This is a genomic window from Bradyrhizobium sp. 25ACV (assembly GCF_054863005.1).
This window is the reverse complement of the sequence record NZ_JAVAYO010000004.1, coordinates 192,997-209,644: the sequence shown is the minus strand read 5'-3', so window position 1 is coordinate 209,644 and position 16,648 is coordinate 192,997. Positions and strand designations below refer to the sequence as shown.

15 protein-coding genes and 1 pseudogene are annotated in these 16,648 nt (G+C 57.5%); 9 read left to right on the top strand and 7 right to left on the bottom strand.

Annotated features, from left to right (window positions below; genetic code table 11):
- Positions 1-336 precede the first annotated feature (336 nt).
- The 3 genes and pseudogenes from RAD04_RS11180 to RAD04_RS11170 form a co-directional block, all read left to right on the top strand.
- A complete protein-coding gene (locus tag RAD04_RS11180) occupies positions 337-639 on the top strand; it encodes a PQ-loop domain-containing transporter (protein ID WP_461623830.1) in 303 nt (100 codons plus the stop codon).
- A gap of 308 nt (positions 640-947) precedes the next feature.
- Positions 948-1,688, top strand: coding sequence for an SDR family oxidoreductase (locus RAD04_RS11175; protein WP_461624075.1), 741 nt, complete (start codon positions 948-950; stop codon positions 1,686-1,688).
- Positions 1,689-1,731: 43 nt separating this feature from the next.
- Positions 1,732-1,851, top strand: a pseudogene (locus RAD04_RS11170) (SDR family NAD(P)-dependent oxidoreductase); the annotation flags it as partial.
- Positions 1,852-2,065: 214 nt separating this feature from the next.
- On the opposite strand, the gene RAD04_RS11165 reads toward RAD04_RS11170, so the two are convergent.
- From RAD04_RS11165 to RAD04_RS11150, 4 genes are all read right to left on the bottom strand, one after another.
- On the bottom strand, positions 2,066-2,404 hold the full coding sequence (locus RAD04_RS11165) for an alpha/beta hydrolase (RefSeq protein ID WP_461623829.1): 339 nt from the start codon (positions 2,402-2,404) through the stop codon (positions 2,066-2,068).
- A 46-nt stretch (positions 2,405-2,450) separates the two neighbouring features.
- Positions 2,451-3,308 carry an HD domain-containing protein gene (locus RAD04_RS11160; protein ID WP_461623828.1) on the bottom strand — a complete coding sequence of 286 codons (858 nt, stop codon included), beginning with the start codon at positions 3,306-3,308 and terminating at the stop codon, positions 2,451-2,453.
- 527 nt (positions 3,309-3,835) lie between these two features.
- A complete protein-coding gene (locus RAD04_RS11155; RefSeq protein WP_461623827.1) occupies positions 3,836-4,024 on the bottom strand; it encodes a hypothetical protein in 189 nt (62 codons plus the stop codon).
- 318 nt (positions 4,025-4,342) lie between these two features.
- Positions 4,343-5,431, bottom strand: coding sequence for an ABC transporter substrate-binding protein (locus RAD04_RS11150; RefSeq protein ID WP_461623826.1), 1,089 nt, complete (start codon positions 5,429-5,431; stop codon positions 4,343-4,345).
- An 893-nt stretch (positions 5,432-6,324) separates the two neighbouring features.
- Between RAD04_RS11150 and RAD04_RS11145 the strand changes: the two genes are divergently transcribed.
- Entirely contained in the window at positions 6,325-6,891 is a 567-nt protein-coding gene (locus RAD04_RS11145) for a transglutaminase-like cysteine peptidase (RefSeq protein WP_461623825.1), read from the top strand.
- 267 nt (positions 6,892-7,158) lie between these two features.
- Entirely contained in the window at positions 7,159-8,250 is a 1,092-nt protein-coding gene (gene gmd, locus RAD04_RS11140) for a GDP-mannose 4,6-dehydratase (RefSeq protein ID WP_028142344.1), read from the top strand.
- A 92-nt stretch (positions 8,251-8,342) separates the two neighbouring features.
- Here gmd and RAD04_RS11135 read toward each other — a convergent pair whose 3' ends face one another.
- From RAD04_RS11135 to RAD04_RS11125, 3 genes are all read right to left on the bottom strand, one after another.
- Positions 8,343-9,650, bottom strand: coding sequence for a WcaI family glycosyltransferase (locus RAD04_RS11135; RefSeq protein ID WP_461623824.1), 1,308 nt, complete (start codon positions 9,648-9,650; stop codon positions 8,343-8,345).
- A 63-nt stretch (positions 9,651-9,713) separates the two neighbouring features.
- Positions 9,714-10,688: a GDP-L-fucose synthase family protein gene (locus RAD04_RS11130; RefSeq protein ID WP_461623823.1), complete on the bottom strand. Its 975-nt coding sequence runs from the start codon at positions 10,686-10,688 to the stop codon at positions 9,714-9,716.
- Positions 10,689-11,444: 756 nt separating this feature from the next.
- On the bottom strand, positions 11,445-12,446 hold the full coding sequence (locus tag RAD04_RS11125) for an ABC transporter substrate-binding protein (protein ID WP_461623822.1): 1,002 nt from the start codon (positions 12,444-12,446) through the stop codon (positions 11,445-11,447).
- A gap of 251 nt (positions 12,447-12,697) precedes the next feature.
- On the opposite strand from RAD04_RS11125, the gene RAD04_RS11120 reads away from it, so the two are divergent.
- Genes RAD04_RS11120 through RAD04_RS11105 form a run of 4 tightly spaced genes read left to right on the top strand, consistent with a single transcriptional unit; the run spans position 12,698 to position 16,644 of the window.
- Positions 12,698-14,197, top strand: coding sequence for an undecaprenyl-phosphate glucose phosphotransferase (locus RAD04_RS11120; RefSeq protein WP_461623821.1), 1,500 nt, complete (start codon positions 12,698-12,700; stop codon positions 14,195-14,197).
- An 11-nt stretch (positions 14,198-14,208) separates the two neighbouring features.
- Positions 14,209-14,808 (top strand): WcaF family extracellular polysaccharide biosynthesis acetyltransferase, encoded by a 600-nt coding sequence (locus tag RAD04_RS11115; RefSeq protein ID WP_461623820.1) that lies wholly within the window; start codon positions 14,209-14,211, stop codon positions 14,806-14,808.
- Between the two features lie 25 nt (positions 14,809-14,833).
- Positions 14,834-15,580, top strand: a complete 747-nt coding sequence (locus tag RAD04_RS11110) for a class I SAM-dependent methyltransferase (RefSeq protein ID WP_461623819.1) — start codon at positions 14,834-14,836, stop codon at positions 15,578-15,580.
- Positions 15,577-16,644: a glycosyltransferase family 4 protein gene (locus RAD04_RS11105; RefSeq protein WP_461623818.1), complete on the top strand. Its 1,068-nt coding sequence runs from the start codon at positions 15,577-15,579 to the stop codon at positions 16,642-16,644. The genes RAD04_RS11110 and RAD04_RS11105 overlap by 4 nt, the downstream gene beginning before the upstream one ends.
- The last annotated feature ends 4 nt before the right edge of the window (positions 16,645-16,648 follow it).

Below are 16,648 nucleotides of genomic sequence, written 5' to 3'. Positions count from 1 at the left end.
AACTTATACAGCTCGGGAAGGGCATCAACAAATGCGGTTTTCGCAGATCCCTAATGTGGCTTATGCAACTGCAGTCGCGATTCCGTGATCCGTAAACTTCGCAGAAGCGCCGAAATCCACCCATTTTTCGCGAGTTTTTAAACAGGAACGTCTCCAGATGTAGTGCCAGCGACGGGTGAATATGGAAAGCTTGCCGTCCGTCATCCGCTATGTTGGTGGGCTTGTCATCGGCGCTCACAGGATTGACTCCGGACGAGGATCTTGCCGCCAGGATACTGCCAAGCGCTCCTGGAACACCCGCTCGCCGACCCCTGTCGTCAAGCAATGCGTGCTAATATGGAAAACTTGAACCCCTTCATTGGTTATATTGGCACTGGGTTTGTCATTGGCGCCTATGTGCCCCAGATTTGGCACCTCTGGAGTGAGCAATGCTCGGCCGGAATTAGCGAGCGCGCCTACTTAATATGGGTGCTGTCGTCAGCGATCTTTCTCGGACATTCGATCACCATCGGCGATGTGGTGTTCATGGTTACACAGCTCGTCAACATAGTCGCTCTCGTAGCTATCTTAGTGCTTGCGCGGCGGTATCGTAACCAGATCTGCGCCGCGCATGCGCGCCAACTTCACATCCACCAGTAATTAGAGAGCCATCGGCGAACCGTGCTCGCGAGCGCTAACCTGGAGGCCGTGCTTAGTCGCAGGACTCCGATGTGTGACTTTGCTTCAAGGAGGAGTTGGACCAACTGCACTCGCAGTTGCCGCCACCAAATGCCATAGAGCGATGCTGGGCAACGCGAGCGTTCCAATCAACCAGTTTCCCCAGTGTCATTTTGATGCCGCGACAGGTCGGGTCGGCAACAACGGGGTATGATTGTTCATTGCTCAATCGTCGATTGTTCCCGATCGCAGAAGCGAGAGAAAGTTCATTGGAGGCAAGGAGAAAACAAATGGCGAATGCAAACGGAAAAGTCGCAATTGTCACGGGTGGCTCGCGCGGTATCGGAGCTGCAATAGCTGAACGGCTCGGGATTGACGGCTTTACAGTCGTCATCAACTATGCCGGCGGCGCTGCCGAGGCGGAAACGCTGGCCGAAAAGATCTCGCAGGCCGGCGGTCGCGCCATCACTGTGCAAGCTGACGTTAGCAACGCGAGTGCCGTGGCGAGCATGTTCAATACCGTGGCGTCGGCCTTCGGCGGCGTGGACGTGCTGGTCAACAACGCCGGTGTGATGCGGCTGGCAGCAATTTCCGAAGCCGAGGACTCGGTCTTCGATAGCCAGATAGCCGTCAATCTGAAGGGCACCTTTAACACCTTGCGCGAGGCGACGCGCCGGCTGCGAAATGGCGGTCGCATCGTCAACTTATCCTCGAGCCAAACGGGTCTGTTGCATCCGACCTACGGGATCTATGCCGCCACCAAAGCGGCGATCGAGGCGATGACGCAAGTTCTAGCAAAAGAGTTGCGCGGCCGAAATATCACCGTCAACGCGGTGGCGCCGGGACCGACCGCGACAAAACTGTTTCTACATGGCAAGTCGACGGACGTGATCGATCATCTCGCAAAACTTGCGCCGCTGGAGCGGCTTGGTGAGCCCGCGGATGTCGCGGCTGCGGTTGCGTTTCTCACCGGACCCGACGGCGGCTGGATCAACGGCCAGGTGCTCCGCGCCAACGGCGGAATCATCTGATCTTGCCCACCAGTCCCAGCAGAAAACTCGAAAGGGATATCCCATGAGTAAGGTTGTTCTGATCACCGGCGGGTCCAGCGGCTTCGGTCGCCTCATGGCCGAGGCTCTCGCAAAGGCGGGCCACAAGGTGTACGGCTCAATGCGCCAGACAAAATCCCGTAACCCGCGAATCTGCATAAGTAACCATGTGGCCGGCATCCTTGACCAAGTGTAGCACCGAGCGGGGCAACGCCTCGTGCAGGCGGCGCGATGGTCGGCCTCGATGAGCCGGTCACTCTTCCCATGCACGATCCTGACGGGACACCGGATATCCTGATACTGAAGCTGCAAGTGCGCAGCAGCTGGAATGAGGAACGCGCTCTCCTCGGCTGCCGCTCTCAACTGCTTGGGCCGGAGAGCCAACGAGATCGGAAATTCATTCTTGATTTCCTGGCACGCGGCGCGAACAGCGTGCGCATCAGCTTCGGCGCAATAGCCCACGATATGATCGGCGAGATCGTGTAGCGCATCAGATCGCCCAGCAGCGGCAGTGCCGGACCTGACATGAACCAAAAGTCCATCCGAGAGGTTGGAAAATAGTAGCCGGACACAAGCACCAGCCCGCTCACGGCATAACCGCTTCGCAGCGCCAGCGCGATCGCCACCAGCGTTCCCCAGGAGTGGCCAAGCACCACGGGATTGCGCACTCCGAGCTGATCAAGAGCTTTCGCGAACAAAGAAGCTTGCGTTGTGGGCGTACCCGAAACCACATTATTGAAACGCCTATAGCTCTGGACCAGAAAGTCCCACCTCTCGCTCAGCGCGAAGGACGTTGCCATAGAGACTGCCGATCCATTGTCTTCCGCTCGAGGTTACATTCAAATAGCGGATGGCAGTTTGGACGTGCGGTGCGACCTTGGTCCAGTAGAACTGAGGATATTTGTACACCACGTCCGCGGGTGTGGTGTATCCGAGCGACTTGTTGAGTCCTATCTCCTCGAACTCGTAGAACAGCGCATTTGATTTCTTCATGTAATTCGGATCGCCGAGCTGACCGATCAGGTCGGCGGCGCGAAGCAACAAACCTTCCTCTTCGTCAAGATCATCCTTGAGTTCGTTCGCTGATGCGTCTTCATAAGGAAAACGAGTGTATTCGATGGCTTGGGCAACGCGAGCAGCTTCAATTTCGTCAACTGCGTCGAGACGCTCCATGGCGAATATTTTTGAGCGGTCGACATGATAGGGCGCAAGCGCTGCATCGGAAGAGCCGATCGGTAACTCAACCGTTCGGCCGGTACCATCAACCACATAGGCACCGTCCTGGTCTCCGTGAACTATTCCCCGAACGTAGCCAATGTCGTGAAGCAGGCACGCCAGGATGAAGTGAGCATAGTCGCTAGCCGTCGTTGGCCTAAGAAGGGAGCGGCCGATCAGGATGTCGTGCCCCACGAGCGTGACTAACAAGGTGTGCTCGACGTTGTGGTAGAGTGCATCGCTGTTACCAATACATTCCAGGGCCAGCTTTGCTGCATAGGGCAGCAATTCCGGCAAGCTGGCGTGGGACGAGCCGAAGCGACCGCGTGTCTCCGAGATCAGGAACGCACCAAGAGCCTGGGACGTCAGTTCTGGGATTGTTATCATGAGCAATCTCTCACTTTGGCCGCCGAACCTCAGGAGGCCTTCTGCAGGATTGAGAGGGAGAGGACGACCTTAATAGTCTGAAGCCAAGGGATGGGTGGTAATTGACCTAGATCAACAGCAGCGACGCCGCAATACGCGTGTGCCCAGTATCGACTTCCGCTGAGTGTCACAAGCGGCGGTCAGGCAAGCCCTAGCCTGCCCCTAGCCTGCGTCCGCCCTGCCTCCCAAAACTGACAATGCAAATCCCTCGGCCCGGTTCGGCTAAGGGCCAGAAGAGAATCCCAACCTATCCTGCCCACGTTCACTTCGCCGAGAGCGAACATCGAGGTCGAGGCGCCCGACGTCAGCTCGGGCCCATCAAAGGCTACGAAGAGGTCTCCGCGGCATCGGGCCTTCGTGAAGTGTTTAGGCGCGCTTCACGCGCGGATCGCTCGTTCTCAAGGGCGATGTCGCCCCTCGTGAGTAAAGGCCTCCAGCGTCATTGCGGAGATCCGCTCGAGAACGCCGCGTCGGGTCTGCTCTTTCATTTACCCCTTTTGTTTTTCTTCTGCGCTTTTTCCATCGGAGCTTTTGGAGCGTTCTTCGAAGCGATCAGTACCCTTGGCCAGATCGTGCCCCGTCTTGCTCTCGTTTTTTGCTTCTTCCTTGGCAGTTGCCTCGCGCAAGCCCTCAGCGGCCCGCTCCCCCGCCTTTGATGATTTCCGTTCGTCATCCATTTGTTGCTCCTTACCGATAAAGCCGCTTGCCCAGGAATACTTCCTTATCTCTCTCATCAGCCGCTACAATTTCCAATCAGATTGCCCGGACATTGTTCCAGTTAAAGCTAGGTGCGCCTCCTGCCTCAGTCGAGCCGCGCGGTCCACATTCCCTAAACAGCGCAAAGCCGACATCGAAGCTACAAACAGTATGCCCGCCCTGGGTCAATCCTGTCGATCTAGTCGCGTTCTCGGCACGTCCGGGGTTGCCTTAACGGCTGACATGCCGAGCTGAACCGCAATCTTCGCCTCAGGGTTAGGAGCAGAAGCATGCCTTCGTCACTCGATCAGTTCGTCGGCACGAGCGAGGAGATAGGGCGGGATAGTAAGGCCGATGTTCTTTGCTGTTTTGATATTTATCGCCAACTCGAATCTAGTCGGCTGTTCAATCGGAAGATCGGCGGGTCGAGCGCCGCTCAGAATTTTTGCCGTGTAGTCGGCAAGCTGACGCTGAACATCGGTAATGCGTGGCGAATAACTCATAAGTCCGCCGGATTTGACGAAGAACGACCATTCATAAGTCGCGGGGATCCGATACTGCTCGCACAACGCTGCGAGTTGCTCTCGGCGTGCAATATAGAATGCATCTGGACTGACAAGAAGCGCGGCGTGCTTCCGGTTTCTGATTTCGCCGAAGGCAGCAGAAATTTGCTCGTCGGTGCTCGCCTTCAGGACGTGGATTTCTCGGCCAAGCGACTTGGCCGCAGCTTCGGCGTCCGATACCACTACGTTCGCGTTTGGATTCGTTGGATTTACCAGCATTGCGATTGTTCCGCCTGCCGGTGTCAACTCTGCCAACAACTCAAGTCGCTTGGCGGTCAGTTGCGGAGTGTACATGCTCACGCCAGTCGCGTTTCCTCCCGGCCTGTTCAAACTGGAAACAACGCCAAGAAGTACCGGGTCCATGGCAATTGCAAATACGATCGGAATCGTCTTAGTCGCTTTCGTTGTCGCCAAGACTCCGTTTGTACCAGTCGCAGCGACGATCACTCGAACGCGATCCTGAATCAGATCTGCGATCAATTCCGGAAAGCGATCATACTTTCCATCAGCGAAGCGGTACTCGATTGTGACGTTCTGGCCTTCTACAAGGCCCTTGGTGCGGAGACCATCCCGAAAGGCGACGAGCAACTCCTTACTTTTGTCGGCTGAGTCGAAGCCAAGATAGCCAATTGTTGGAAGTGCACCCGTTTGCGCGTATGCCGCGCAAGGGAAGACAACTGCCGCGACGCTGAAAAACGCAATCAATCCTCGCCACTTCATGTGCAGGCCCTCAAGGTCGTAACTGCAGGCGGCTAAGTGAGTATAGGTCAGCTGTTCGTCGCGCGCGATACAGATTGTCGCGCGCCGAGAAATACCGTATCGCAATGGGCCGGAGCCCGACCAACTTTGGATCAGAATGCGAAGAACTCAACGTCAGCATATCGGGTCCGCCCCGCCTCGCTGTGCGGACGTCGAAGAGCGCGCGGCATTATTCGCTGATGGGACGCTAGGAGACGTTTCCCGAGCAAGATTATAAGGAGCTAGGGTCTGCTCAGCGTCACAGGTGGACGAACGAAGCTAGGCCGGCAACTGTCCGTTCTCCCCTTGAAAGCGAACCCTTGCTCCGCGCTCCACCGGGGCAGCTTCGGGCCAAAAACTGACATCGTCACCGCTTCCGCCGGCCTCCATCCTATCGCTCGTTTGCCTGCTCACGCGTGTCGCTGAAGGCCCCGACGCAGAATTGCTGGCTCCCCTTGGGAGCTTGCTCACCACCAGACCAAACCGAGATGCGAAGCTTGGTGCGCGATCATCGCACTCTCAGCCAGAACTCTTCCTCGCCCCGCTCCGGGGCCACATGCGCCTGCTACCAAGGGACATCAGCGATTGGGCTGCACCAGCGGTCGGCTACGAGCTCACTCTTGAAGCGGGTCGACCTTGAGGTCCGCGGACCGGTCTCATGCTGCGGCACGTGTTGGGGCAAGAGTCACCAAGCAACGTCACGTTCTGGCGGAGGACATCCGGACGAGGTCTTGCACGGACCCTAACTTCATTCCGCAAGCGGCCTCATACGACGGCGGATCGAGTGGGAGCAGACACCTTAGATCTTGCAGGTGTCCAAGGCCGCAAACTAGTGTACCGTGGCAGCCTTCACCTCGTTCAGATCAAGCGCGCGCACGCTGCTCCACGATTGTGCATCGATTGCCTCACAATTGTCATGGCGCTTCCATCGCATCGCAATATACTTCGCCTAACAATCAGAAATGTCAGGCGAACTTTCGATGATCAGACATGCGGTCCGCATGCTGGCCATAATGTATTGCGTTTGCGGCCAGCCCGCCTATTCGAATTATGAATCCCAAGCGGTGACGCCACCGCTTTCATTCTCTCAATTCTGCATTCAATATCCCGAGGACTGCCGGCGCCATGACGATCGCAGGATCCGAGACTTCCGCTCTTCAATCCAGCGCTGGCGCGAACTCGCCCAAATCAATTCAACGGTGAACTTCGGCATAGCGCCGAAGGATCCGCCCGCAAGCCGACGCGACGCGGAATGGCAGATATTCCCTGACGAGGGCAATTGTGGGGATTACGCTGTCACCAAGCGCCATCTGCTGCTGCGATCCGGCTGGCCCAGCTCGGCCCTCCTTCTCGCTGAGGTCGTCATTCGGGCAACCGGAGAGCACCATCTTGTGCTGCTCGTGCGTGAGGGAAAAGCGGTCCTCGTACTCGATAATCTAACCCCGGTAGTTACGCCGCTGGTCGATGCTTTGGATCGATTTGCTATCGTGCGTGCGGAGTCGGGAACGGATCCTCAACGATGGACGCGAGAAGTTGCGGCCTTTTAGCCGGCCTCCTGGTCAACCGGGCTAGGACTCATAGGGTCATGAGACCCGATCGAATTTCCTCCGGTTTGGATGCTTCTCTCCGGCTACGGCCAAACGAGGGACGTACACCCTGATGGACACTGCGCCTCCGACGTAATCCGATAGGAGGATTTTTGGCGCGCCAGCTGGAGCCAGACGCTGTTAATCTAAGCTTGATTTTCGCTCTATTTCGCTCTCCCTAACCAGGTCGATTTCGTGTAAGCACCAATTTCCATTTTTGGGACAGATATGACAAAGAAACGAGCACTTATTACCGGCGTCACCGGGCAGGACGGCGCCTATTTGGCCGAACTTCTTTTGCAGAAGGGATACGAGGTCCACGGCATCAAGCGCCGGACCTCCCTCTTCAACACGGACCGCATCGATCATCTGTATCTCGATCCGCACGAGCCCGATCCACCCTTCCGGCTTCATTATGGCGATCTGACGGATTCCTCGAGCCTGATCCGGATCGTTGGCCAAGTGCAGCCCGACGAGATCTACAATCTCGCTGCGCAAAGTCACGTGGCCGTTTCATTCGAGGAGCCGGAGTATACAGCGAATTCCGACGGCCTTGGCACACTTCGAATTCTCGAGGCCATGCGGATCGTTGGACTGGAAAAGACGACCCGATTTTACCAGGCATCGACATCGGAACTGTACGGTCTGGTCCAGGAAATCCCACAAAAGGAGACCACTCCCTTCTACCCGCGTTCGCCGTACGCCGTCGCCAAGCTCTATGCTTACTGGATCACGGTCAATTACCGTGAAGCTTACGGGATGTATGCCTGCAACGGCATTCTCTTCAATCACGAATCTCCCGTCCGGGGTGAGACTTTCGTCACCCGAAAAATCACGCGGGCATTGGCCCGGATCCATCTGGGCCTGCAGGAGCGGTTGTATCTCGGCAATCTCGATGCATTGCGCGATTGGGGACACGCGCGCGACTATGTCGAGATGCAGTGGCTTATGTTGCAACAAGAAAAGCCGGAAGATTTCGTCATCGCGACCGGTGTTCAACATTCGGTTCGAGATTTCGTTAACGTGGCGGCGAGCGAAGTCGGCATGCAGATCCGATGGGAGGGGGCCGGCGTCGACGAGAAGGGTTACAATGTTGCAAACGGAAAATGCGTGGTGTCGGTCGACCCGCGCTATTTCCGCCCAACAGAGGTCGCCACGTTGCTTGGCGATCCGTCCAAGGCGAAAGAAAGACTCGGCTGGCAGCCCCAGACCTCATTCGAGAGCCTCGTTCGCGAGATGATGAAGGAAGATCTCGAATCCGCAAAACGCGATGAGCTGATTAAGCAGCACGGCTTTAGGTATTTCCCGCGCCACGAGTAGTCCTGGCAGATCGGACAGCAAGGCAAGAAGCCAAATGAGCGCCCAACTCGGCGCTCATTTTTTTGGACGACAACGAATTGAGATCCGATGCTTTAAGGTGACCGAACGGCATCCTCCACGGGAAGCCCAATGTCGCCGGCAGCGTTTTTCGAGTCGACATTCTTCTGCCCTGTCGCACTGCCCTGCCCTGCCATCGCCTCCGACCACCGGTGAACAATTGCGCGTCGATCCCAACGATCAAGCGCGCGCCTTCTTCCTTCTTCGCCGTAATGCTCACGGAGAGCCGGCGCCTCGCTGAGCTGGCAAATTGCAAGCTCAAGCGCGGACGAATCTCCGGGTGGAATCACCAGGCCCGCATCCGTGACTTCCGCCGCGAGGCCCGTGCCTTCTTCAGCCATCGCAATGACCGGCCGAGCCGACGCGAAGATCGCGCCAAGCTTGGAGGGCAACACCAGATCGGCGGCCTCGGCTTTCTGCGGGATCAGATGAAAATCGGCCGTGGCCATCAATTGATTGAAACTTTCGTTGGGCTGAAGCCCGAGAAAATGGACATTGCGACGTCCGGCAGCGAGCTGCTCCAGCCTCATTTTATGTGGCCCCTCGCCTGCAAGGATGAAGTGGATATGAGGATGGCTCTCCTCCAAACCGATCGCAGCCTCGATCACGAGTTCAAGGCCTTGCTTGTTCGACATTGTTCCGGAGTAAAGCGCAACGATATCGCCCGCGCCCAGCTTCAGCTGCTGACGGTATTTGGTCATTCGCGAACCCGGGCAGATCGCGTTGGTGTCAATCCAGTTTCTCACCTCGGCTGTCTTGTCAGGACTCAACCCCTTGATTCTCAACCGGTCCACCATCGCTTGAGAGATGGTTGAAACATGGTCGAACGATTTGAGGATCGCCGCTTCGGCTCGAAGCATCCATTTTCGCAAGCTAGGATTGCGTAGCAGACCAAGATCAAATGCCGCGTCCACCTCGAAGTCCTGCACATGAAGCCATGATTTGGCGCCGACGCAACGAGCGACGAATGAGACGAAGGCAGCCGACATTAATGATGGTGCGACGGCGATCATAACGTCGGGGCGCCAGGATAGCGCCTCAACGAGGACCGGCGCCCCGCTCGAAAGCGCGAATGAAGCGTGATGAACCAGCCGCTTGGCGCCCGAGGGATGTCCGGGCACATAAATCGGCGTACGTGTCACGCGAACGCCGCGAATATCTCTCGACCTGAAGTACGACGACTTGAACGCCGGGGGAATCTTCCAGGCCGGATAATACGGAGGTGCCGTAATGACCCTGACTTCATGACCTTCGGCGGCCAAACTTTCGCAGAGCTCAGCGTTGTATTTTGCCACACCGATCAGATCGGGGGCATAATTGATGCCGACCAAGAGAACACGCATAAGCCCCGCCCAAATCAAAAAAGTTCAGAATAAAAAAGTTTCTTGTAGTCTTACGTGTTTTTCTCAGCGCGTCGTGCTGACTTCCAGATGACGTCCAGAGCCCTTTAAAAAGTCTGCGTAGGCGGCCGCGAGACCGGCCCGCAGAGCGACGTTCGGTCGCCAGCCAAGCCCTCGAATTCTCGAGCTATCGAGCAGCTTGCGTGGCGTGCCGTCAGGCTTTGACGTATCGAACGCGAGCTCGCCCTGATAGCCCACGACCTCCGCGACTGTCCTCGCGAAATCGGCGATCGACAATTCGTCGCCGCTGCCGACATTGATCGGAAGATCGCTTGAATAGTTCTTCAGAAGGAAGACGCAGGCATCGGCAAAATCGTCGACGTTGAGGAATTCGCGGAGCGGTGTGCCGGTGCCCCACACCGAGACGCTGGATGCATTGGCGAGCTTGGCTTCATGGAAGCGCCGGATCAACGCGGCCGGGACGTGACTATGATCGGGATGATAATTGTCGCCGCGGCCGTAGAGATTGGTCGGCATGACCGAGATGAAATCATCGCCATATTGTCGACGATAGGCCTGGCACATCTTGAGGCCGGCAATCTTGGCGATCGCATACCACTCGTTGGTCGGCTCGAGCGGCCCGGTCAACAATTCGCTTTCGGCCATTGGCTGCTTGGCGTGCTTTGGATAGATGCACGACGAGCCAAGGAACAGCAGGCGCCGCACACCAACCGCGTGACTTGCGCGGATCACGCTCAATTCCAGCGCAAGGTTGTCGCAGAGAAAGTCGACCGGGAAATTGTTGTTGGCTGCGATACCGCCGACCTTTGCAGCGGCATGAATCACGACGTCCGGGCGATTGGCATTGAGCCATCTGAGCGTGGGTTCTTCCTTTGTCAGATCCAGCTCACGCCGATCAGCAACCAGCACAGTGCAATTCTCTGACGCAAGCCTTCGGACGACAGCCGATCCGACCATGCCGCGGTGACCCGCGACAAAGACACGTTTGCCCGTGAGATCGTAGGTTGAAGCCCCTGTCATCGTATCCTCTACCGGCGTTCGATTGGCCGGATCGTCACTTCCGTGAGATCCGGCTACCGCCGCATTACGCAATCACGCTGCCGATGCAGCCCCGCCAAACTGGTAACACAATCTTCACCATGCAACAGCCTATCCCGGCTCGGCAAAGATATTCATGGTGAACCCGTGCTGCGCGCACAAAAGAGCAGCACACGGCGAAACAAAAATGAGCAAGGCAGCCGCATGAGCTGTGCGGCTGCCTTGTAAATCTTCTAAGAAGCGGCGCTCGCCGCTCAGGTCAGCCGAATCTCAGTATGCCCGACGCAGGACAGGGCCGACGGGCGCGCAAACACGGTCCATATACCAGCCATAGGGCGTCTCGACCCGCACCAAGGGGCAGTGGCGCGACGGCACATACCTATATGGGTAGGGCTGCGCCCAGAACGTGACAGGCGTCGCTTGGCTTGCACCCGTGAGCAGGGCCGCCGGCGCTGGCATTTGCATCGCCGCGCTTGCTCCGCTCGCTGCACAGAAGGAAACGGTGGCGGCCAAAAGGCCTGCTCGCATCAAGGTCTTAAACATCCCAAAAAGCTCCTTGCCCCTGCGGATTTGGTCCATTCCCCGCGCCCCACCAGGAGGCTGCAACCCGAGAACCACCGCGAACCAGCCTAAATAGTAAAGCTGAGATTACCAAGGCTAGGACCAAAAAGGCAACCGACGCCGCGGCTTGGGGAGGGCCTTTATAGCGATATGGCGCGCAACTGTGGCTTCTTGGTCCTATTTATCCTCGCTCCAGGCGCCCGGAGCAGCGAGGTCGGGTGAACGACGGTACACATCCCGCAGGAACTGGTAGTTGACCGTTTGAGCTAAGGGCACCTCTTCCTCGCCAAGCTTGGCGAACAGGAGGATATCCCGAAGCGTCCGCCAACGGCTTTCGTCGTAGTCGCCGATACGGCCGCCCGTCGGCAGCACCAGGGGGCGCTGCTGCTGCAGCTCGAATGTGAGCCGCTCAGGATTCAGCCTAGTCGGCCCGGTCCCAGCCAGAACGGGCACGCTCCGTGCATAGTCCGCATAGGTAAATTGCCATCCTCTGATGAGGCCCTGAAGGACATCGGCAATCAAGGATGGCTGTTCATGGACGAGAACGTTACTCGCGAAGTAGACCAAGCCAGGAACATGGATGCCGTAGTCTTGCGGTTTGATGACATTCAGCTTCGTGAACGTCGAACTGGAGGGATCCGGTTGCTCGTCGATCGCGGCGATGATGGCATCCACCTCACCGGCCCGCAGAGCTTCGAAGCTGTCGCGGTCTGGGACCTTAGTAATCTGGCTGCGGGGAAGCCCGAGCTGCGCCATCATGGCGTCGAAAACGACGTCGCCCTCACTAACCCTACGGTATCCGACCCGCTTTCCGACCAGGTCGGCCGGACGCCGCAATCCCGAGCTTTCGAGTGTGAAAATTGCGACCGAGGTATCGAGAAAGCTCGCAGCGAAGGCGGTCACGGGCGTGCCGCGCCAACTCGCCAGCAGGAACTTCTGGCCGCTCGTCACGCCGATGGCATGTTGGCGTGCAATCGTCTGGACGAACTCGGGGTCTTCGGGCTGGGCCGCCACCTCAATGCGGGAGGAGAAATATCCCTGCCTCGACGCCGAGAGCTCGCCGGCGAAACGCGCGCCATACTGGCCGTCGAGGAGGAGCTTGACCGCGACGGCCGCGGAGGCCGTCGGAGCTCGTACGGGGGCCGCATCGGGGCGAAGAAGCAGAAGCGCGGTACCCACCAATGCCGCCGCAGCGAGGCCAATGGCGAGGTAACGCCTCCCTTTCGGCCGGGTCCGCCGCCGGGACTGGGTTCGGGGCAACGAGAACTTCCTAACGGGTTGTGAAATTTAACATATCAGTCGAGGCGAGATGGGCTACAATGAAGCTTCTGGGGTAAGGTTAATTTTCCCTTCGCCTTGTTTTAAAAGCGATTTTGACCGATAGCACAGCGCGTTCGGATAATGAATTTTGCGTCAATGGGCTTGGCAAGATGACGATTCTTTCCACTCGACCGGTGCCCGTCCCTGATTCTGCGACGGAAATTGGTACGGTCGAGCAATCCCCGGCAACCGCCACCGGCTATGCGCCGAGCTGGCTGCGTCCCGTGGTTGTCGAGCGGTTGATGGCTGTGGTCGATGCGGCACTCATCGTATTCAGCGGGATCGGCTGCGCGGTCGGCTATCACATCGCGACCGCGGGCACGCTCGGCAAGGCGGACGTCTATGCGGCGGCCAGTGTCCTGGTCGCAATCAATTTCATCCTTCTGACCATCGTGCAGCACGGCTACCGCCTGAAAACCGTCACCGACCTGCCACGCACGTTCCGGATGACGCTGACGACGTGGACCGGCCTGTTCGGCGCGCTGCTGGCGATCGCCTTCACGATGAAGGTCAGCGACGAGTTCTCCCGCGGCACCACCATCTCGTTTTATCTGGTCGGCCTCGCCGTTCTGCTCGCCTGGAAGGTCGCGGCCGCGCGCTGGACCGCGCATGGCTTACGCACCGGCGCCTTCGCCAACGGCCGCGCGATCATGATCGCCGAGTTCGGCCTTGCCACCTCGTCCAACGCGGTGGATGACCTCGGCCAGCACGGCTACCGCCTGATGCGGGTGATGGAGATCCCCGCCAAGGAGCTCGCCTCGCCGCTGCTGCTCTCCTCGCAGGCGCCGCGGTTCGAGGAGCTGATCAACTATGCGCGCGAGAACCGGATCGAGCACGTCTTCCTCTTGATGAACTGGAGCCGGCAGCACGCGATCGACAGCATTCTGGACGCGCTGAAGATCCTCCCCGTCCCGGTGCATCTGGTGCCGGACGCCAACACGGCGCGCTTCCTGCGCTATCCGCTTGAAGGCACCGGCAACACCTTCACCGCCGAGCTGCGCCGCGCACCCTTGTCCTGGAAAGAGCGTGCGCTCAAGCGGGCGCTGGATCTCGTCGGGGCGAGCTTCGCACTCCTGGTGTTCGCGCCGGTGATGCTGGTGACCGCGATCCTGATCAAGCTGACCTCGAAGGGCCCGGTGTTCTTCCGCCAGACCCGCCACGGCTTTGGCGGGCGCGCGTTCAAGATCTTCAAATTCCGCACCATGCGCGTGCTGGAGGACGGCCCGACCATCGTCCAGGCGCAGAAGAACGACCCGCGCGTCACGAGAATCGGCAAATGGCTGCGCAAGACCTCGATCGACGAGCTGCCGCAGCTTCTCAACGTGCTCAAGGGCGACATGTCGCTGGTCGGCCCCCGCCCGCACGCGGCCGCCCACAACACCGAATATGAGCAGATCATCGGCAACTACGCCTTCCGCCATCACGTCAAGCCCGGCATCACCGGCTGGGCCCAAGTTAATGGTTATCGCGGAGAAACCCGCACGCTCGACCTGATGCAGAAGCGCGTGGAGTATGATCTGTGGTACATCAATAACTGGAGCTTGGGGTTGGATCTAAAAATCATCGTTGGGACAGTATTGGTCACTTTCGCCCGACCCAACGCGTATTGATTGAGAAGGCAATGACGTCTGACGAGCGACCGAGGTTTCAGGACCTCTCGCGATCCAAAGTGCCGCCTGGGTTTAGAGGACGTTCGGGGCTGGTCGTGCTGCTGTGGCAAATTGTTCAGCAGACGTTGTTCGCTTGGTCTCCTCAACCCGCATACGGGTGGCGACGATGCTTATTGCGAATGTTTGGCGCCAAAGTCGGCAAAGGAGTACTAGTCCGGCCGACGGTGCGTGTGACTTACCCTTGGAAGGTGAAATTGGGCCATCACTGCTGGATCGGCGACAACGCCGAGCTGTACAGCCTTGGTTCGATCGAGATCGGTGAAAGCGCGGTAGTTTCACAACGGTCATACGTGTGCGCGGCGACCCACGATCACAACGATATAACATTCCCACTGGTTGCAAAAGCTGTGGTCGTTGAGCGAGAAGCTTGGGTCGCAGCGGATTGCTTCATTGCGCCAGGGGTAACAATCGGAGCTGGGGCGATCGTGGGTGCGAGAAGCACCGTTTTGACAAACATCCCGGCGGCGGTCATCGCTGCGGGATATCCAGCGGCTATACTAGGACCACGGCAGGAATCCACTCTGCTAGCCAATAGCGAGTCCGGATCCTGAGCAGAGCGAGTTTGGGAGCGACGACATGAACGCACGGCCCTCTTTTATCGAAGAGACTTATCCCGAGCTCAAGGCCGGAGGTTTCGACCGAGTTGACGGCACCGTCCAATTCTATTCCCGAGTTAACGCTCTACTCTCGCCCGATAGTATGGTAGTAGACTTTGGTGCTGGTCGTGGTGGACCTCTCATTGACGACCCTGTCACTTACCGCCGGCAGCTTAGAATGCTGAAGGGGAAGGTACGCGAAGTGATCGGTGTCGATGTCGACGATGTCGTTCTGACAAATCCAGGCGTTGACCGAGCCGTCGTCCTGCGCGGCGCGGCCATTCCACTGGAAGATTCCTCGATCGACCTAATCGTGTCCGATTTTACCTTTGAACACTTACCCGATCCACGAAGCACTTGTACTGAACTGGCGAGAATTCTCAAACCGGGTGGCTGGATCTGCGCGAGAACGCCGAACCGGAATGGATATATCTCGATGATGAACCGCCTGATTTCCGATAAGATCAAGGACAGAGTGCTGCATGCTGCTCAGCCTGATCGGAAAGAAGAGGACGTTTTTCCAGCGCATTATCTGGTGAACACATTGGGGGCACTGACAGAATTTTTTCCAACGCACCGGTTTGAACATTCGACTTATTCTTGGGATGGCTTTCCATCCTATCACTTCAACAGAAGGCTCCTATTTGCGGGTTTTCGAGCGCTGCAAGCTATTTCGCCCTCTGGCTTCAAATCGACGCTGATGATTTTCATTCGAAAGCTAGGATGAGCAAGCATCCCTTCGTCCTCGCGATAGGGCACCTTCCTCCGCCCGTTACAGGCTTTGCCTTCATCACGGGTGAAACAATCAAAATTCTCGCGAAACATGCCAACGTCGAGATCGTAAATATCGCACCCCCGACAGCGGCAGCTGCCGCACTGAGACACTTGCGCAAGTTGAAGCAAGTGCTGAAGGGGTGCTTGCGCCTTTTGCGCAACAAGCACTCACGAAAGCTCCTCTATACTGGTTGCGAAGGCGATTGGGGGTTGTTGTACACCGCAGCGACCGTCTCGATCGCAGCGGCGCGCGGGTACAAGATTTTTTTGCACCACCACAGCTTCAGCTATATCGACCGACATTTTTTTCTCATGCAACTCATTTTGCGCTTCGGCGGCGCCAGGATCGAACATATCTTCCTCTGTACGACCATGAAGGTTCGTTTCGAAGCTCAATATCGAGAGCTACCGAACTCACGAATCATCTCAAACGCCGCATTCGTACCTCTTCGTCGAAGTGGTCGTCTGCGATCGAATATAGGCCCGGTTCGCGTGGGCTTCTTAAGCAACCTAACGCGCGAAAAGGGCCTGTACACCTTTCTTGAGCTTATCAGACGCTTACGTTTGGAGCAGATCGACGTCGTTGGCATTCTTGCTGGGCCTATTGCAAACGAAGAGGACAAGGCCAATTTGGAGGCCGCCGCAAAGGAATTCGGACCATCCTTAGAGTACCTCGGACCATTATTCGGAAAAGAGAAAGATCATTTCTATGATGAAATCGACCTCTTTGTTTTTCCCACAGAGTACGCGAACGAAGCTCAACCGACTGTCCTTTTCGAAGCTCAGGCCGCTGGAAATCGAATAGTCTCCTTTGACCGCGGTTGCATTGCGAGCCAGATAGGAGACTGCGGTACCGTCATTGCTCCGGGCGATTCGTTCTACTCGGCAGCTATCGATGAAATAAGACGAACCTTAGACGAGAGGCGGAAAAGCGAAGGAGTCCGCACAAAGGTCAGAGAACACTATAGTGCACTACATCAAGCTGCGCTTCGAGAGGCCAGCGAACTGCTGGACTGAAGCT

Bases quoted from the DNA above. Each gene is read 5' to 3' on its own strand.
- RAD04_RS11180 (WP_461623830.1), top strand. From the start codon at position 337: ATGGAAAACTTGAACCCCTTCATTGGTTATATTGGCACTGGGTTTGTC.
- RAD04_RS11175 (WP_461624075.1), top strand. From the start codon at position 948: ATGGCGAATGCAAACGGAAAAGTCGCAATTGTCACGGGTGGCTCGCGC.
- RAD04_RS11160 (WP_461623828.1), bottom strand. From the start codon at position 3,308: ATGATAACAATCCCAGAACTGACGTCCCAGGCTCTTGGTGCGTTCCTG.
- RAD04_RS11155 (WP_461623827.1), bottom strand. From the start codon at position 4,024: ATGGATGACGAACGGAAATCATCAAAGGCGGGGGAGCGGGCCGCTGAG.
- RAD04_RS11145 (WP_461623825.1), top strand. From the start codon at position 6,325: ATGATCAGACATGCGGTCCGCATGCTGGCCATAATGTATTGCGTTTGC.
- gmd (WP_028142344.1), top strand. From the start codon at position 7,159: ATGACAAAGAAACGAGCACTTATTACCGGCGTCACCGGGCAGGACGGC.
- RAD04_RS11135 (WP_461623824.1), bottom strand. From the start codon at position 9,650: ATGCGTGTTCTCTTGGTCGGCATCAATTATGCCCCCGATCTGATCGGT.
- RAD04_RS11130 (WP_461623823.1), bottom strand. From the start codon at position 10,688: ATGACAGGGGCTTCAACCTACGATCTCACGGGCAAACGTGTCTTTGTC.
- RAD04_RS11120 (WP_461623821.1), top strand. From the start codon at position 12,698: ATGACGATTCTTTCCACTCGACCGGTGCCCGTCCCTGATTCTGCGACG.
- RAD04_RS11115 (WP_461623820.1), top strand. From the start codon at position 14,209: ATGACGTCTGACGAGCGACCGAGGTTTCAGGACCTCTCGCGATCCAAA.
- RAD04_RS11110 (WP_461623819.1), top strand. From the start codon at position 14,834: ATGAACGCACGGCCCTCTTTTATCGAAGAGACTTATCCCGAGCTCAAG.
- RAD04_RS11105 (WP_461623818.1), top strand. From the start codon at position 15,577: ATGAGCAAGCATCCCTTCGTCCTCGCGATAGGGCACCTTCCTCCGCCC.